Genomic DNA, 14,810 nt, shown 5'->3' with positions numbered 1-14,810 from the left:
GGCATGCCCCAACCGGAAGGAGAGTCTCGTGCTCACCCTCACCGACAACGCCTCCGCAATCGTGACGACTCTCGTCAGCCGTCAGACGGACGCCCCGGACGCCGGGCTCCGCATCCACTCGACCGAGGCCCAGGGGCCGGAGGGCAGTGCACGTCTCGCCGTGCTCGTCGCCACCGACCCGGAGCCGCAGGACCAGGTCGTGGAGGTCGCCGGTACCCGGCTGTTCCTCGACGAGTCCGCTGTCGCCGCCCTCGACGACAAGATCCTCGATGCCGGCGTCGACGACGAAGGCTCCGTGTCGTTCGCCGTCACACCGCAGGTCGCCTGACCGAAGGATTCCGGATGCCGCGGCCGACTCGGCCGCGGCATCCGTCTGTCTGCACCGCGTAACCTGGAGCGAGCCCGCACGACCGTGTGCGCAGTCGAAAGGCCACCGTGAAGATCTCTCTGCTCCGCCGCTTCGTCGTCCTCGCGGACGAACTGCACTTCCCGCGCGCGGCGGAGAAGCTCGGCATCCCGCTGGCTTCTCTCTACACTTCGATCGACAAACTCGAAGCCGAGGTGGGTCACCCGATCGTCCATCGCGACGGGCCCACGCGATTGACGCCCGTCGGCGAGCTTCTGCTGGTGGAGGCGCGGGCCGAGGTGGCCGCCGCACCGGAGCCCGTGCGCAACGCCCCTGCCCCGGCCGGAGGCAAGGCCAAAGCCTCGAAGGGCAAGGGCCGGGCGCCCGCTGTGAAGGGGCAGCCGAAGCCGTACAAGAAGCGTCAGGGGCGCTGAGCGCCCGTCAGGGGCTCAATCCCAGTCGAGGTACTCCTCGATGACGACCGCGGTCTCGATCGGGTGCGTCATCGGGAACAGGTGATCAGCGCCGTCGATGCTCTTGACGCTCGCGCGCTCGGGTGCCGTGGACTGCAGCTGCTCACCGTTGGCGAACCGATTGGCGAGGTCCTTGGTGCCCTGGATGATCAGCACGGGCATCACCGGCGCAAGGGGCAGGTCGTTCTCTTCGACGCCCAGCAGTGCGAGACCGTTCACCCGGTCGGCGTGCGCCAAGGCGAAGGCCCGTGCGACCGTGCCGCCGAAGCCGTGCCCGCCGATCCAGGTATCACCCAACCCGACGTGGTCGATCACGGCGAGGGCGTCCTCGACCCGATCGTCGAGGGAGACCTCTTCGCTCTTGGTCTCGGCACGATGACCGATGCGCAGCACGTGGAACCCCGCTTCCTCGGCGAGGTAGTGTGCCACGACACCGAGGACGTCGGCTGCCAGATCGCGCTCCTGGATCAGGACGAGCTTGACAGGGCCGTCGCCTTCATCGACGAACGGGATCGCGCGACCGTCGGGCTCGAAGATCTGGGTGTCGGTCATCGGCGTGAATCTCCTCGTGCCGTCGGTGTCAGGAACTCAGGCGAGACGTCCACGGCGGACGCCAGCGACCGGACCGCGGCCGGAGCCGCCGTCCTCCAGCCTAGCCGCATGTGCTCTCCGGCCGACGCTGCCGCTCAGACCTCGACGACCTGCCCGGCCTCCACCCGCCAGTGCCGGTCGGTCTTCACGGTCGCGAGCATCCGACGGTCATGGGTGACGAGCAACAGAGTGCCCTCGTAGGACTCGAGCGCCTGTTCGAGCTGCTCGATCGCGGGCAGGTCGAGGTGGTTCGTCGGCTCGTCGAGCACGAGCAGGTTGACGCCCCGCGCCTGCAGCAGAGCCAGTCCTGCGCGGGTGCGTTCCCCGGGCGAGAGCTCATCGACGGCGCGCATCACGTGATCGGCTTTGAGACCGAACTTCGCGAGGAGCGTGCGCACCTCCCCGGACGCCATCTCCGGCACGAGCTCCTCGAAGGCGCCGGCGAGCGGCTGCGTGCCGACGAGCTGCGCACGGGCCTGGTCGATCTCGCCGATCTGCACGCTCACACCGAGGCTCGCCGTTCCCTCATCGGGGAGTTGCCGCCCGAGCAGCCCGCGCAGCAGCGTCGACTTCCCGGCGCCGTTCGGGCCGGTGATGCCGATCCGCTCCCCCGCGTTCACCTGGAGCGACACCGGGCCGAGCTGGAAAGATCCCTGTCGGAAGACGGCGGAACTCAGCGTGGATACCACCGAGCTTGAACGCGGCGCCGAACCGATCGTGAACTCCAGCTGCCATTCCTTGCGCGGCTCCTCGACCTCTTCGAGCCGAGCGATCCTGCTCTCCATCTGACGCACCTTCTGCGCCTGCTTCTCACTCGACTCCGCGGAGGCCTTGCGTTTGATCTTGTCGTTGTCGGGCGCCTTCTTCATCGCGTTGCGAACGCCCTGGCTCGACCACTCACGCTGCGTGCGGGCTCGGGCGACGAGGTCGGCCTTCTTGTCCGCGAACTCGTCGTACTTCTCGCGCTGGTGTCGACGGATCGTCGCCCGCTCCTCCAGGTACGAGTCGTAGCCGCCGCCGAACACGCGGTTTCTCCCCTGCGCGAGGTCGAGCTCCAGGACGCGGGTGACACATCGGGCGAGGAACTCGCGATCGTGGCTGACCACGACGACACCCCCGCGGAGGCCGCGCACGAACGCCTCCAGCCGCTCGATGCCGTCGAGGTCGAGATCGTTCGTCGGCTCGTCCAGCAGCGCGATGTCGAAGCGCGACAGCAGCAGTGCGGCCAGACCGACGCGCGCCGCTTGTCCGCCCGACAGCGATGTCATCAGCGTGTGGGCCGGGTCCTCGCCCAGATCGAGGCCGAGGTCGGCGAGCACTGCCGGAAGCCGCTCCTCGAGATCGGCCGCCCCGCTGGCCAGCCAACGATCCAGCGCGGCCGAGTACGTATCGGCGGGGTCTGTGCCAGGCGCAGCGAGAGTCGGGTCCCCGAGGGCCGCTGCGGCAGCATCCATGTCTCTGGTCGCCGCCGCACACCCGGTCCGACGTCCGATGTAGTCGACCACGCTCTCACCCGCGACGCGCTCGTGTTCCTGCGGGAGCCATCCGACGAAGGCATCCGCCGGCGAGAGTCGAATCGTCCCGGCCTGCGGTTCGTCGACACCGGCCAGCAGCTTCAGGAGGGTCGACTTTCCTGCACCGTTGGCTCCGACGAGGCCCACGACATCACCCGCGGTGACGGTCAGGTCGAGGGAGTCGAACAGGGTGCGGTGGCCGTACCCGCCGGCCAGCCCTTGGGCCACGAGTGTTGCGGTCATCCGTCAATCCTGTCACCCGTGCGGATCGTGCACGGACGCGGTTCCTCCGACAGCGGCGACGACATTCGATCTCTCGAGTCGTCGCGTCAGCACGAGTGCGATCGTGAGAGGCACCGCAGCCACGACCCCGAAGGAGATGTCGATGAGCTGCCAGCCGATCGGCAGCCCACGGATGGCTCCGGCGATCACCGCCAGCGGGACGATACCCGCGCACATGATGAGGCCCCAGACGGTCACCCACACGTTGCGCACCGGATCGATGAGCGGACCGATGAACGCCACCGCGATGGCCAAGTGCGCGAACGCCAGCCAGTCCGTGCCATAGGCCAGGAACGGATACTCGTTCCCGGTGACGTCGAGCCCTTCCGCTACCCGCTGCACCCAGAAGGCGACGTCGGGGTAGGTCGCGCTGAGGCCCGTGTTGTTCAGGATGTCGCGCCCGAGCGACAACTCTTCGCGGAGCGGGAAGGCGGTGACCCCACTCACCACGAGCCCGACGATGACGATGACCAGGCAGGCGCGGATGACTGATCTCCACCATCGTGTCTCGGTAGTCTCGGGCGGTTCAGCGTTAGCCGCTTCCATCGCTGCCTCCTGAGGGCGCTCGGTCCTCGAAGCGTAGCGCTCGCTTCCGCCCTCACGCGCATTGCCTCGATCCGCCGTGGCGCGGATCGAGGCGATGCGAGTGCTGATCAGTCGATCACGGAGCGGACGATGTCCGCGATCCGCTCCTGCGTGGTGGAGTCGACGTGATCTTGTCGATCACCTGGGCCAGGTTCTTCTCATCCTTCGACGACATCTCATGTCCTTTCTCCTGCCGAGGCGGGATCGGCGAAATGAAGTCGGCACAAAGCTGTGCCGCACCCCATCCGGACATGTCCTGAAAGCGATCAGGCCTCTCCGGAGATGATTCATGTGATCTGTCACATGGAAGCGAAACGGTGGCATACCACCGCGATCAGGCCAACAGAACCTGTCACTGTCACGCCGGTGTCGAAATGAGCCGCGCCCGTTCGTGGTCCTGATAGCCGGATGCAACGATTCCGGCCCGACCAGGAAGGGCCTCCTCCATGTATATGGATCCGATGTTGACGATCATCTATCACCAGGCCGAGACCCGGCGGGCCATGGTTGAGGCGGAGCGACGTCGCGTTGCCGCTGAACGCAGCGCGGCCGCCAAGGCCGAGGGCCCGCGGCGAAAGCCTTCCGACCGCACACCGATCCGGCGGCTTTTCCGGAAGACTGTCGCAAGCTGAACGGCGCGCTCGGAGTATATGTAGCGAGGAGATGATGACGATGCCGGAATCTCGGGACGACACTCGGGATGTCGCGACGGTGATCACGCGCACGCATCGGGAGGAGTGGGCGCGGATCGTCGCGGGACTCACACGGCGGTTCGGAGACCTCGACCTGGCCGAGGAGATGACCGCGGAGGCGTTCGCGACCGCTGTCGAGCATTGGCCAGCACACGGCATACCCCCGAACCCTGCCGGGTGGGTGACCACGACAGCGAATCGCAAGGCGATCGACCGGCTGCGGCGTGAGGCGCGTCGAGACGAGAAGCACTGGGAGGCGCTGCGGCTGCACGATCCGGAACCCGCCGCCCCGACCGGCGCCATCGAGGATGATCGGCTTCGGCTGCTGTTCATCTGCTGCCATCCGGCGCTCTCGCTCGACGCGCGCGTCGCGCTGACCTTGAGGATCGTCGGCGGGCTCACCGTCGCCGAGATCGCCCACGCGTTCCTCGTGCAGGACACGACCATGGGTCAGCGGATCAGCCGGGCTAAAGCGAAGCTCAAGGCGGCCGGCGTCCCCTTCGCGATCCCCACGGCGGTGGACCTCCCCGAGCGCATCGATGCCGTCCTCGTGGTGCTGTACCTCGTCTTCAACGAGGGATACCTCGCTTCCGGTCCCGACACGCCCGCGATCCGGCGCGAACTGACCGCCGAGGGGATCCGACTCACCCGGCTCGCACATGGACTCCGTCCTGACGATGCCGAGGTGGTCGGTCTGCTCGCGTTGATGCTGCTCACCGACGCCCGCTCTCAGGCCCGCGTCTCGGTCGACGGTGAGCTGGTGCGGCTCGATGAGCAGGATCGGGGGTCCTGGGATCGAGAGTTGATCGCTGAGGGTCTGCAATTGCTCGGATCGCGGGAGGCTGATGAGCCCTCCGGCAGATACCGGCTACTCGCGGAGATCAATGCCGCCCACGTCACCGCCCCGCATCCGCGTGACACCGACTGGGCGCGCATCGCGAGCCTCTACTCCCGGCTCGAGGAGATCGACCCGAGTCCACTCGTCACCCTCAACAAGGCCATCGCGATCTCCGAACACGACTCACCCGACCTCGCCCTCACGATCATCGACCGACTCGCCGACACGCTCGACGGCCACCACGCCTTCCACGTCACCCGTGCTGAGCTGCTGCGCGCGACCGGCCGCTCCGCCGACGCCCGAGCGGCCTATGACCGCGCAATCGGTCTGGCCAGGAACACCGCCGAGACCACTCACCTCATACGCCGACGGAATCAGCTCGCACCATCGAATGGAGAACCCTCATGAGCAGCAAGTACCTCGTCATCCACATGTCCGACCCCACCGGCACCGATCTGACCCAATCCGAGGACCAGGCGATGCTCGAACGCTGGGCTGCCGAGGGCGAAGCGGCGGGACGTCTGGGCGAGGGGGCACCGGTCGCGGGTCCCGAGCAGGCGAAGTCCGTCGTCGTCCGTGACGGCCGCGCCCTGATCACCGACGGCCCGTTCCCCGAGTTCAAGGAGTGGTTCGCCGGCTACGACCTCATCACCGCCGCTTCGATCGACGAAGCCGCCGAGTACATGACGAGGCATCCGGTCGCGACCCTCGGCCGCATCTACATCCTGCCGCAGGTGAGACTGCCGTGGGATCAGGAGTGATCGTCAACAAGAATGACGCTAGTTGTTGAAGCGGAACTCCACGACGTCGCCGTCCTGCATGACGTAGTCCTTACCCTCGAGGCGAGCCTTGCCCTTGGCGCGGGCTTCCACGACGGAGCCCGTCTCGACCAGGTCGTCGAACGAGACGATCTCCGCCTTGATGAAGCCCTTCTCGAAGTCGGTGTGGATGACACCGGCCGCCTGCGGCGCCTTCGAACCCTTGGGGATCGTCCACGCACGAGCCTCCTTCGGACCAGCCGTGAGGTAGGTCTGCAGGCCGAGGGTGTCGAAGCCGATGCGGGCGAGCTGGTCCAGGCCCGACTCGTCCTGGCCGGTCGACGCGAGCAGTTCTGCCGCATCCTCGGGATCGAGGTCGATGAGCTCGGACTCGATCTTCGCGTCGAGGAAGATCGCCTTCGCGGGAGCGACGAGAGCGGCGAGCTCCGCCTTGCGCGCATCGTCGGTCAGCACGGCCTCGTCGACGTTGAACACGAAGATGACGGGCTTCGAGGTGAGCAGACCGAGTTCCCGGATCGGCGTCAGATCGATGCCGGCAACCGACAGCAGCACGCCACGCTCCAGAGCGTCCTTCGCTGCCTTCGCGGTCTCGAGCACGACGGGCTCGATCTTCTTGCCGCGGACTTCCTTCTCGTACCGGGTGATCGCCTTGTCGACGGTCTCCAGGTCGGCGAGCATGAGCTCGGCGTTGATCGTCTCCATGTCGGACGCGGGATTCACCGTGCCGTCGACGTGGACGACGTCGTCGTCGGCGAACCCACGGACGACCTGCGCGATGGCATCGGCCTCGCGGATGTTCGCCAGGAACTTGTTGCCGAGTCCCTCTCCCTCGCTCGCGCCGCGCACGATGCCGGCGATGTCGACGAACGACACCGCAGCCGGGAGGATCCGCTCGCTGCCGAAGATCTCGGCGAGCTTCTCCAGACGCGGGTCGGGCAGGTTCACCACGCCGACGTTGGGCTCGATCGTCGCGAACGGATAGTTCGCCGCGAGCACGTCGTTCTTGGTGAGTGCATTGAAGAGAGTGGACTTGCCGACGTTGGGCAGGCCGACGATGCCGATAGTGAGAGCCACGGGGCATGAGTCTACCTCGCCCCGCCTGACGGGATCGCCGGAACCAAACGCTTCCGTCGCGAGCGGCTCAGTCCCGGATCGCTCGGAACGCCCTGGTCACATAGGGCAGATCGATCGTGCTCTCGCCGTCGAGTCCGAGTTCGTCGAAGAGGCCGTCCATCTCTCGCCGGATCCGCGCCTTCTCCTCGGCGGGGGCGGTGATGACGAAGCTGCGCGAGGACGCCATCCGGTGCAGGTGGTCGCGCGAGATCGGACGCACCCACTCCCACGACTCCTCCTCCAACGGCCCGAACGGCGCGGCGACCTCGGGCCCGCCGTCGGCCAGCATGACCTCGGCATTGCTGCCGTGCATGATCTCGGTGAGGCGCCGCACCCAAGAGACGCGCTCGTCGCGGATGTTCCAGATCAAGCCGAGCACTCCCCCACTGCGCACCGTGCGACCGATCTCGGCCGAGCCGGTGACCGGATCCACCCAGTGCCAGGCCTGCCCGAGCACCACGGCGTCCAGGCTGGAATCAGGGAGCGGAAGGGATTCCGCCGTGCCCGCGAACGTCGGAACACCGGGCACAGCGAGCCGAAGCGCGGCGAGCATCTTCGGATCCGGATCGATCGCGACGATCTCCGCGTCCGGCGCCCCGGCCAGGACCCTGGTGAGTTTCCCCGTGCCCGCGCCGACGTCGGCGATCCGCCGCGAGCCGACCGGCATCTTCTCCAGCATCCACGCGACCGCATCGAAAGGGTATTCAGGCCGTCCGACCTCGTAGTCCCCGGCCTGTGCTCCGAACGACGTCGCCATCTCCTCAGCCATGCCGCCAGCCTACGGCGAGTCTGCGTGCCGCTCGGCTCGCTCGGAGGGAGAGTGGTTGTGTGCCCTTGGACTTCACTGCGATCGACTTCGAGACCGCGAACTCCAGTCCTGCCTCGGCCTGCTCCGTCGGACTCGTCCGTGTGCGCGGAGGCGAGGTCGTCGCCACCACGGGATGGCTGATCCAGCCGCCTCCCGGGCACGACGAGTTCCAGGAGTGGAACGTTCGCATCCACGGCATCCAGCCCGAGGATGTGCTTTCGGCCGCCACGTGGGTCGACCAGTTCGACCGCCTGTGCGCGTTCGCCGGAGCCGACGTGCTGGTCGCCCACAACGCCGGGTTCGACCTCAACGTCCTGCGCCGCGCCTCCGAGGCCACGGGACAGAATTGCCCGCCTTATCGTTCACTGTGCAGCCTTCAGGTCGCTCGCAAGACGTACGAGCTCGAGTCCTATCGCCTGCCCGTGGCCGCAGCCGCCGCCGGCTTCGCGGAGTTCGCACATCACGACGCTCTCGCAGACGCCCGCGCATGCGCGCAGATCGTGATCGACGCGGCAGCCCGAGCGGGCGTCGCCGACGTCTTCGCCCTCGCCGATGCCCTGAGTCTGCGCGTGACCGCCCCTGTCCCCCCTGTCGCACCCGTACTGGAGCGCGCGGTCGCCTGATCCAGCGCTCACCCCTATGCGCGTCGACCGCGGAATGTCGGACGCCGGGAGCATCATGAACACATGGATGCACTCTCTGTCGTTCTCGTCCTCGTCGCCCTCGCGGCGGGCGTCACGGTGGGCTGGTTGCTGCGGGCCGGCCGCGGAGCCGCGGAGCTCGCCCGTGCGCAGGCCGAACTCGCGGCTGCGCGCGACGACCGTGACCGCCAATACGACCTCTACCGCGACGCCGTCGAGCATGCCAGGACCGAGCAGCGCGCCGAAGCCCAGAGAGTCCAGCAGCAGAATGCCGTCCTGACCGCCCTCGCGCCGGTGCGGGAGAGTCTGCAGCAGATGCAGACCAAGGTCGCCGCGATCGAGCGGGAGCGTCACGCGCAGTTCGGCACGCTCGAGGAGCAGCTGCGTCGTGCTCAGGAGTCCGACGAGGCGCTGCGGGCAACCACGGAATCACTCGCGGGAGCCCTGCGCTCGACCGCCACCCGCGGCGTCTGGGGCGAGACGCAGCTCCGCCGTGTGGTCGAAGCCGCCGGCCTCACTCGGCACATCGACTTCGACCTGCAGGCGACGATCTCCTCCGACCGCGGACAGGGGCGACCCGACATGGTCATCCGTCTCGCGGGCGGCAGCTCGATCGCCGTCGATGCCAAGGTGCCCCTCGACGCCTATCTCGAGGCCTCCGCACTTCCGCAGGGAGACGCACACGAATCACAGCGCCGCGCGCACATGCAGAAGCACGTCAAGGCAGTCCGCGCGCACATCGACGCGCTGGCGAAGAAGGCGTACTGGACCGGCCTCGACGCGAGCCCGGAGTTCGTGATCTGCTTCCTGCCGAGCGAGTCGCTTCTGGCTGCCGCCATCGATGAGGATCCGACGCTGCTCGACTACGCATTCAGCCGCCGCGTCGCACTCGCGTCACCCGTCAACCTGTGGGCGGTCCTGAAGACGGTGGCCTTCACCTGGACGCAACAGGAAGTGTCCACCGAGGCCCGCACCCTGCTCGCGCTCGGCACGCAGCTGTACGACCGCCTGGGAACCCTCGCCGGGCACGCCGACGATCTGCGCCGCGCTCTGGAGCGGACGGTCGACAGCTACAACCGCTTCGCCGGCTCCCTCGAGACGCGTGTGCTGGTCACGGCCCGACAGTTCCCGGGGGTCGACGAAACCGCGCTCGCCTCCGTGCCCCCGTCGACCGCGGCGAGCGCACGCCGCTTCACGGCTCCCGAGCTGCTCGCCGCAGACGATCTTCCCGAGAGCGCCGATGTCACAGTGGACCGCGTGAGCGCCTCGGCAGTCACCGCTGACGTCGGCGACGTGCGAGCGCGCCTGGCAGGCGACGAGACGTCGACGCCATGACCGAGCGCGTCGGGGGTGCGACAGAAGAGGTCAGGCGATGCCGGGGACGCCGCTGAGAAGCAGGATGACCAGACCGCTGGTCGCGAGGAAGGCTCCGATCATCCACCACGCGCTGATCTCGTGACCCTCGTCGCGGCGGACCCGGAACAGGACGTCAGCGCGACGCGCGGGATCCACCAGAGCTGCGGGTGGAGGTGTCACGGGAGGAGTGACACCGAGGCCGGGTTCGGCATCGGCACTCACCCGGAGAATACGCCCCGTGTTCGTGGTGACTATCTTCGTCGCGGCGGCCTTCGAGCCGCTCGTGTGCTGCGTTGTCATCCGTTCGCCCTCCTGTGCCTGCGGTGCCTTGCGGCTCCGTCCACGGCGACAAACCCAGTGACAATTGTGACACGGCGCTCCCGAAAGCGTGGCTCACGCCACTCGGAACCGATACCGGCTCGATAACGATGCCCCGATGCGCCGCGCGGCCGTCACCGCGAGGCCGCGGCCTCAGACCGGGCGGAAACCGGGGACACGCAAGCTCAGAGCCACTTCGAGACGAGGTGCTCCGAGGCGATACGACGCAGTGTTCCGGAGGCACCGCGAAGCACGACGCTCTCGGTGTACACGTAGCCCCGCTCACGCCGTACCCCGGCGACGAGCTGCCCGTCTGTGACTCCGGTCGCGACGAAGATCGTGTTGCTCCCCTGCACCAGATCATCGGCCTCGTAGACCTTGTCCATGTCGAGGCCGGCGTCGATCCCCCGCTGGCGCTCCTCGTCGTCGCGCGGCCAGAGGCGTCCCTGGATGTGTCCACCCAGGGCCTTGATGGCGCACGCGGTGACGATCCCCTCCGGGCTCCCCCCGACGCCGACGCACATGTCGGTGCGGGCATCGTGCCGAGCTGCGTTGATCCCGCCGGCGACGTCGCCGTCGCTCATCAGGCGGGTACCGGCCCCGGCATCGCGGATCTCCTGGATCAACCGCTCGTGACGCGGACGGTTGAGCACGGAGACGACGATCTCATCGACGGGCTTGTCGAGCGCACCGGCCAGCTTGCGGATGTTCTCGCCGATCGGAAGGCGGATGTCGACGACTCCGACGCCGGCGGGTCCCGTGACCAGCTTGTCCATGTAGAAGACGGAGGAGGCGTCCAGCATCGTCCCCCGGTCGGAGACCGCGATCACGGAGAGTGCGTTCTGCCGACCGGCTGCGGTCAGCGAGGTGCCGTCGATGGGATCCACGGCGATGTCGCACAGCGGGCCGCGGCCGGTCCCGACGACCTCGCCGTTGAAGAGCATGGGCGCGTTGTCCTTCTCGCCCTCACCGATCACGACGCGGCCCTGGAAGTCGACGGTGCCGAGGAACGCGCGCATCGCATCGACGGCGGCACCGTCCGCGGCTTCCTTCGCACCCCGCCCGATGAAGGGGACCGCGCGGATGGCTGCGGCCTCGGTCGCACGGACCAACTCCATCGCGAGGTTTCGATCGGGACGAAGAGGGCTCAGATCCGCTGTCAGACTCACCATGCGGTCAGCCTAGCGACCGAAGAAGCGGAACTACCCGGTTTTCCTGCCCGTGACAACGAAGGAATCTCGATTCTTAACGTCACCGCAGAAGCTGGGCCGCCCGCGCCCCGTCACGTCGGCGGCAAGTCCGTATGCGCCCCGATAGAGTGGCACCTGTCCCGGCTTCACCTACCGCAGGAGTTCATATGCCCGTCGCCACCCCGGATCAGTACGCCGAAATGCTCGACCGCGCGAAGGCCGGCGGCTTCGCATACCCCGCTTTCAACGTCTCGAGCTCGCAGACGATCAACGCCGTCCTCCAGGGGCTGACCGAGGCCGGCTCCGACGGCATCATCCAGGTCACCACCGGCGGTGCCGACTACTTCGCCGGCCACACCGTCAAGGCCCGCGCCACCGGTGCGCTCGCGTTCGCCCGATACGCCACCGAGGTGGCGAAGAACTACCCGGTCACGGTGGCTCTGCACACGGACCACTGCCCGAAAGACGCTCTGGCCGGCTTCGTGGAGCCGCTGATCGCCGCCTCCGAGGAAGAGGTCAAGGCAGGACGCAACCCGATCTTCCAGTCGCACATGTGGGACGGTTCGGCGGTTCCCCTCGCGGAGAACATCGAGATCGCGAAGGACCTCCTCCCCCGCATGAAGAACATCAACGCCATCCTCGAGGTCGAGATCGGCGTCGTGGGCGGCGAAGAGGACGGTGTGCAGCACGAGGGCTCGAACGAAGCCCTCTACACCACGTTCGCCGACGTCGACCAGGCTGTGCAGGCGCTCGGCCTCGGCGAGCAGGGCCGGTACATCGCCGCCCTCACGTTCGGCAACGTGCACGGTGTGTACAAGCCGGGTGGCGTGAAGCTTCGCCCGGAGCTCCTCGGTGAGATCCAGGCGCAGGTCGCGGCGAAGTACAACACGGGCGCGAAGCCGCTCGACCTGGTCTTCCACGGCGGATCCGGCTCCACCGATGACGAGATCGCGCTGGCTGTCGCCAACGGCGTGATCAAGATGAACATCGACACCGACACGCAGTACGCATACACGCGCGCGATCGCCGACTACATGTTCAAGAACTACGACGGCGTGCTCAAGGTCGACGGCGAGGTCGGAAACAAGAAGCAGTACGACCCGCGTGCCTGGGGCAAGATCGCGGAGACGGCGATGGCCGCCCGCGTGGTGGAGTCGACCCGTCAGCTCGGCTCGTACGGTCAGTCCCAGAGCTGACCTTTCGCGTGGAGAGAGATGCCCCGGCCGCGACGGCCGGGGCATCTCTCGTCTGGGTGCCGGTCCGGCTGCCGGAAGACCTATCCCTGGCGTCCGCGACGGATGCGTGTGATCCAGATCGCGACATCGATCAGCGCGTCCACCACGAGCAGGACGCCGAATGACCTGCCGCGTCCGCGCGTCCGTGAGGTCAGCCACATTCCGGCCGTGAACTCCGCCAGTGCCAGCGCGAGCCCGACCACCGGCCGCCGCCGAATCGCTTCTCCGAGGCGCGCGAGGGGTCGGTCCCGACGGGTCAGAGCCGTGAACTCTCCGACGCCGGCGATGGCCGTCTCCCGCACCGTCGCCCACGGCCCCAGAGGAAGGAACCGTCGGTTCGGACGCGCAGTCTGACCGCCGAACGCCGCATCGATCAGGTCGGGCGCGATCCCGAACGCTGCCAGGAACGCACGCTGACGAGCTTCGGTACCGACCACTCCCCCCAGCGACTCCGGCATCAGCGCGCGATGGGCCGCATCCACATCGAGCCGCACCATCGCGGCGAGCTCGAGGAGTTCATCACGGCTTCCGTCCCCCTCAGCGAGCAGCCGTCGGCAGATCTCCGCCGTCTCGGGGATACGGATGGCTTCGATGTCGAGAACGGGTCGGGTGCCGCGCTCGGCATCGATCCAGAACGGGATCGGGCCTCCCTTCGGTGGCGTCACTTCGATCCAGGCGTCGGAGTCGACGCGGTTCAGCTCGATCACGGGCAGCTCCGCCCGGGAGGTGGTCCAGTCTCCCGTCGGCTCCGAGGTCTCGAACTGCTGGAGAGACCATTCCCCGGACTCCTGGTGATCCACCACCGTCCGACGAATCGACGAGAGCAGGCGCGCGACGGCGGGACCACGATGCGAGAACGCGCAGACCTGCACGGTGGGGAGGGTGAAGGGCGAGGTATTCGAGTCGAGCTCCTCGTCTTCCAGATCGTCCTCGTCTTCCTCGTCTCCCACGTCTTCGGGGTCTTCGGCGTCGATTCCGTCGTCGTCAGGCTCGGTGCCGTCCTCCAGCCAGAGCGTGAGACCCTGAGATCGGAAGGCCTCACGCAGGTCGGCGACAGAGAGCGTCGACGCGATCCGGTCCTCCTCGGTGAGCGTCAGCACGTGCCCATCGTCCGTCACCGGGATCGCGAGCAGGGCGGCGGAGTGGTCATCCCACTCGTCCTCCGCATCCCGCACGCCCGCGGGGACCCGCAGTCCGGCCAGGATGTCGTGCGCGAGCGACCGAGGGTCGGAGCCATCGCCGCGATCGACGGACGCAGAAGAGATGTGGACGCCGAAGCTGTTCTGAAGCATCCTTCGACAGTACCGGGGCGTCGGCAGCCGCTACGGCCCGACCGACGTGAGGTAGGCCGTGAACGCCGGGTCACTCATCATCGGGACGGCGATGCACAGCGAGACGATGATCCCCGTCACGATCGCGCCCACGATCGGCAGCCACCATGTGAGACGCCCGCGACGCAGGCGACGGATGGAGAGTGCAGCCGTGATCGCCCACCCGACGGCCAGGACGATCGCACCGATCGTGCCCCACGTGCGTCCCTGCGCGAAGTTCGTGAATTCCCCGTCGATGCCGAGGATCCTCATGGTCTCGTTCATCACGTTCGGAAGGTCGAGATACGACAGTCCCGTGACGATGACGTTCACCAAGCCGTACGCGAGAAGCGCGATCGTCACGAGCCGATCCACGGAGCGCCGACGCGGGGTCGGGCCATCACCCGGTGCCGCGGACGCAGCGGCGGCGGTCGGTGCGACGGGAGGCGTCGGCGGCGCGACGGCGACCTCGTCCAGCGGCGGCAAGCCGGCGGCTCGGCGCTGCTCCTCCGGCGTTGCGAGTTCGCCGTACTGCGGACGTTGATCGGTCATCCCGCCATGCTAACCGTCCCGGCTTCGCACAGCTCACAGCGAAGCGGCCGGACGGCGTGACACCGCATCACACCCGGAGACGATAGCGGCCCCGGAGAAGTGGGGACTCCTCGGGGCCGCGGACGTGAAGCGCTGGGGACGCTTCTCATCCATAGTGACCGCCTGCGCTGGGGACGCTCGGACGATC

16 protein-coding genes are annotated in these 14,810 nt (G+C 67.8%); 7 read left to right on the top strand and 9 right to left on the bottom strand.

The features are described from left to right. Positions 1-28: 28 nt before the first annotated feature. Both LRQ07_RS05925 and LRQ07_RS05920 read left to right on the top strand, forming a co-directional pair. A complete protein-coding gene (locus LRQ07_RS05925) occupies positions 29-328 on the top strand; it encodes a Fe-S cluster assembly protein HesB (RefSeq protein ID WP_047523232.1) in 300 nt (99 codons plus the stop codon). A 107-nt stretch (positions 329-435) separates the two neighbouring features. Then, positions 436-780, top strand: coding sequence for a helix-turn-helix domain-containing protein (locus LRQ07_RS05920; RefSeq protein ID WP_047523275.1), 345 nt, complete (start codon positions 436-438; stop codon positions 778-780). Positions 781-795: 15 nt separating this feature from the next. Here the strand turns inward: LRQ07_RS05920 and LRQ07_RS05915 are convergent, their stop codons facing one another. From LRQ07_RS05915 to LRQ07_RS05905, 3 genes are all read right to left on the bottom strand, one after another. Further along, positions 796-1,371, bottom strand: a complete 576-nt coding sequence (locus LRQ07_RS05915; protein WP_232762230.1) for an alpha/beta fold hydrolase — start codon at positions 1,369-1,371, stop codon at positions 796-798. Positions 1,372-1,505: 134 nt separating this feature from the next. Next, entirely contained in the window at positions 1,506-3,167 is a 1,662-nt protein-coding gene (locus tag LRQ07_RS05910; protein ID WP_256536114.1) for an ABC-F family ATP-binding cassette domain-containing protein, read from the bottom strand. Between the two features lie 12 nt (positions 3,168-3,179). Further along, positions 3,180-3,752: a hypothetical protein gene (locus LRQ07_RS05905; RefSeq protein WP_256536113.1), complete on the bottom strand. Its 573-nt coding sequence runs from the start codon at positions 3,750-3,752 to the stop codon at positions 3,180-3,182. 711 nt (positions 3,753-4,463) lie between these two features. On the opposite strand from LRQ07_RS05905, the gene LRQ07_RS05900 reads away from it, so the two are divergent. Then, positions 4,464-5,729 (top strand): RNA polymerase sigma factor, encoded by a 1,266-nt coding sequence (locus LRQ07_RS05900; RefSeq protein ID WP_256536112.1) that lies wholly within the window; start codon positions 4,464-4,466, stop codon positions 5,727-5,729. Continuing rightward, entirely contained in the window at positions 5,726-6,082 is a 357-nt protein-coding gene (locus LRQ07_RS05895; RefSeq protein ID WP_232762234.1) for a YciI family protein, read from the top strand. The genes LRQ07_RS05900 and LRQ07_RS05895 overlap by 4 nt, the downstream gene beginning before the upstream one ends. Positions 6,083-6,100: 18 nt before the next feature. Here LRQ07_RS05895 and ychF read toward each other — a convergent pair whose 3' ends face one another. Both ychF and LRQ07_RS05885 read right to left on the bottom strand, forming a co-directional pair. Next, a complete protein-coding gene (ychF, locus tag LRQ07_RS05890) occupies positions 6,101-7,174 on the bottom strand; it encodes a redox-regulated ATPase YchF (RefSeq protein ID WP_131491868.1) in 1,074 nt (357 codons plus the stop codon). A 67-nt stretch (positions 7,175-7,241) separates the two neighbouring features. Further along, positions 7,242-7,982 (bottom strand): class I SAM-dependent methyltransferase, encoded by a 741-nt coding sequence (locus LRQ07_RS05885; RefSeq protein WP_256536111.1) that lies wholly within the window; start codon positions 7,980-7,982, stop codon positions 7,242-7,244. Positions 7,983-8,041: 59 nt separating this feature from the next. On the opposite strand from LRQ07_RS05885, the gene LRQ07_RS05880 reads away from it, so the two are divergent. Next, on the top strand, positions 8,042-8,644 hold the full coding sequence (locus tag LRQ07_RS05880; RefSeq protein ID WP_256536110.1) for a 3'-5' exonuclease: 603 nt from the start codon (positions 8,042-8,044) through the stop codon (positions 8,642-8,644). 63 nt (positions 8,645-8,707) lie between these two features. Then, on the top strand, positions 8,708-9,997 hold the full coding sequence (locus LRQ07_RS05875; protein ID WP_256536109.1) for a DNA recombination protein RmuC: 1,290 nt from the start codon (positions 8,708-8,710) through the stop codon (positions 9,995-9,997). A gap of 30 nt (positions 9,998-10,027) precedes the next feature. Here LRQ07_RS05875 and LRQ07_RS05870 read toward each other — a convergent pair whose 3' ends face one another. Beyond that, on the bottom strand, positions 10,028-10,318 hold the full coding sequence (locus LRQ07_RS05870) for a hypothetical protein (RefSeq protein WP_047523223.1): 291 nt from the start codon (positions 10,316-10,318) through the stop codon (positions 10,028-10,030). Between the two features lie 203 nt (positions 10,319-10,521). Continuing rightward, positions 10,522-11,508 (bottom strand): class II fructose-bisphosphatase, encoded by a 987-nt coding sequence (gene glpX / locus LRQ07_RS05865; RefSeq protein WP_047523222.1) that lies wholly within the window; start codon positions 11,506-11,508, stop codon positions 10,522-10,524. A 185-nt stretch (positions 11,509-11,693) separates the two neighbouring features. Here glpX and fbaA point away from each other — a divergent pair, with 185 nt between their 5' ends. Next, complete coding sequence (fbaA, locus tag LRQ07_RS05860; RefSeq protein ID WP_047523221.1) at positions 11,694-12,722, top strand: class II fructose-bisphosphate aldolase; 1,029 nt, start codon at positions 11,694-11,696, stop codon at positions 12,720-12,722. Between the two features lie 80 nt (positions 12,723-12,802). On the opposite strand, the gene LRQ07_RS05855 is transcribed toward fbaA, so the two are convergent. Together LRQ07_RS05855 and LRQ07_RS05850 are read right to left on the bottom strand one after the other, a co-directional pair. After that, positions 12,803-14,053 carry a hypothetical protein gene (locus LRQ07_RS05855; protein WP_256536108.1) on the bottom strand — a complete coding sequence of 417 codons (1,251 nt, stop codon included), beginning with the start codon at positions 14,051-14,053 and terminating at the stop codon, positions 12,803-12,805. Between the two features lie 30 nt (positions 14,054-14,083). Next, a complete protein-coding gene (locus LRQ07_RS05850) occupies positions 14,084-14,623 on the bottom strand; it encodes a DUF6264 family protein (protein WP_256536107.1) in 540 nt (179 codons plus the stop codon). Positions 14,624-14,810 lie beyond the last annotated feature (187 nt).

This window comes from Microbacterium sp. J1-1, from assembly GCF_024498615.1.
Lineage (GTDB): Bacteria > Actinomycetota > Actinomycetes > Actinomycetales > Microbacteriaceae > Microbacterium > Microbacterium aurugineum.
The sequence above is the reverse complement of the archived record's forward strand: the minus strand, read 5'-3'. Positions and strand labels throughout refer to the sequence as shown.

Bases quoted from the DNA above. Each gene is read 5' to 3' on its own strand.
- LRQ07_RS05885 (WP_256536111.1), bottom strand. From the start codon at position 7,982: ATGGCTGAGGAGATGGCGACGTCGTTCGGAGCACAGGCCGGGGACTAC.
- LRQ07_RS05905 (WP_256536113.1), bottom strand. From the start codon at position 3,752: ATGGAAGCGGCTAACGCTGAACCGCCCGAGACTACCGAGACACGATGG.
- glpX (WP_047523222.1), bottom strand. From the start codon at position 11,508: ATGGTGAGTCTGACAGCGGATCTGAGCCCTCTTCGTCCCGATCGAAAC.
- LRQ07_RS05850 (WP_256536107.1), bottom strand. From the start codon at position 14,623: ATGACCGATCAACGTCCGCAGTACGGCGAACTCGCAACGCCGGAGGAG.
- LRQ07_RS05855 (WP_256536108.1), bottom strand. From the start codon at position 14,053: ATGCTTCAGAACAGCTTCGGCGTCCACATCTCTTCTGCGTCCGTCGAT.
- LRQ07_RS05895 (WP_232762234.1), top strand. From the start codon at position 5,726: ATGAGCAGCAAGTACCTCGTCATCCACATGTCCGACCCCACCGGCACC.
- LRQ07_RS05915 (WP_232762230.1), bottom strand. From the start codon at position 1,371: ATGACCGACACCCAGATCTTCGAGCCCGACGGTCGCGCGATCCCGTTC.
- LRQ07_RS05900 (WP_256536112.1), top strand. From the start codon at position 4,464: ATGCCGGAATCTCGGGACGACACTCGGGATGTCGCGACGGTGATCACG.
- LRQ07_RS05875 (WP_256536109.1), top strand. From the start codon at position 8,708: ATGGATGCACTCTCTGTCGTTCTCGTCCTCGTCGCCCTCGCGGCGGGC.
- LRQ07_RS05910 (WP_256536114.1), bottom strand. From the start codon at position 3,167: ATGACCGCAACACTCGTGGCCCAAGGGCTGGCCGGCGGGTACGGCCAC.
- LRQ07_RS05870 (WP_047523223.1), bottom strand. From the start codon at position 10,318: ATGACAACGCAGCACACGAGCGGCTCGAAGGCCGCCGCGACGAAGATA.
- fbaA (WP_047523221.1), top strand. From the start codon at position 11,694: ATGCCCGTCGCCACCCCGGATCAGTACGCCGAAATGCTCGACCGCGCG.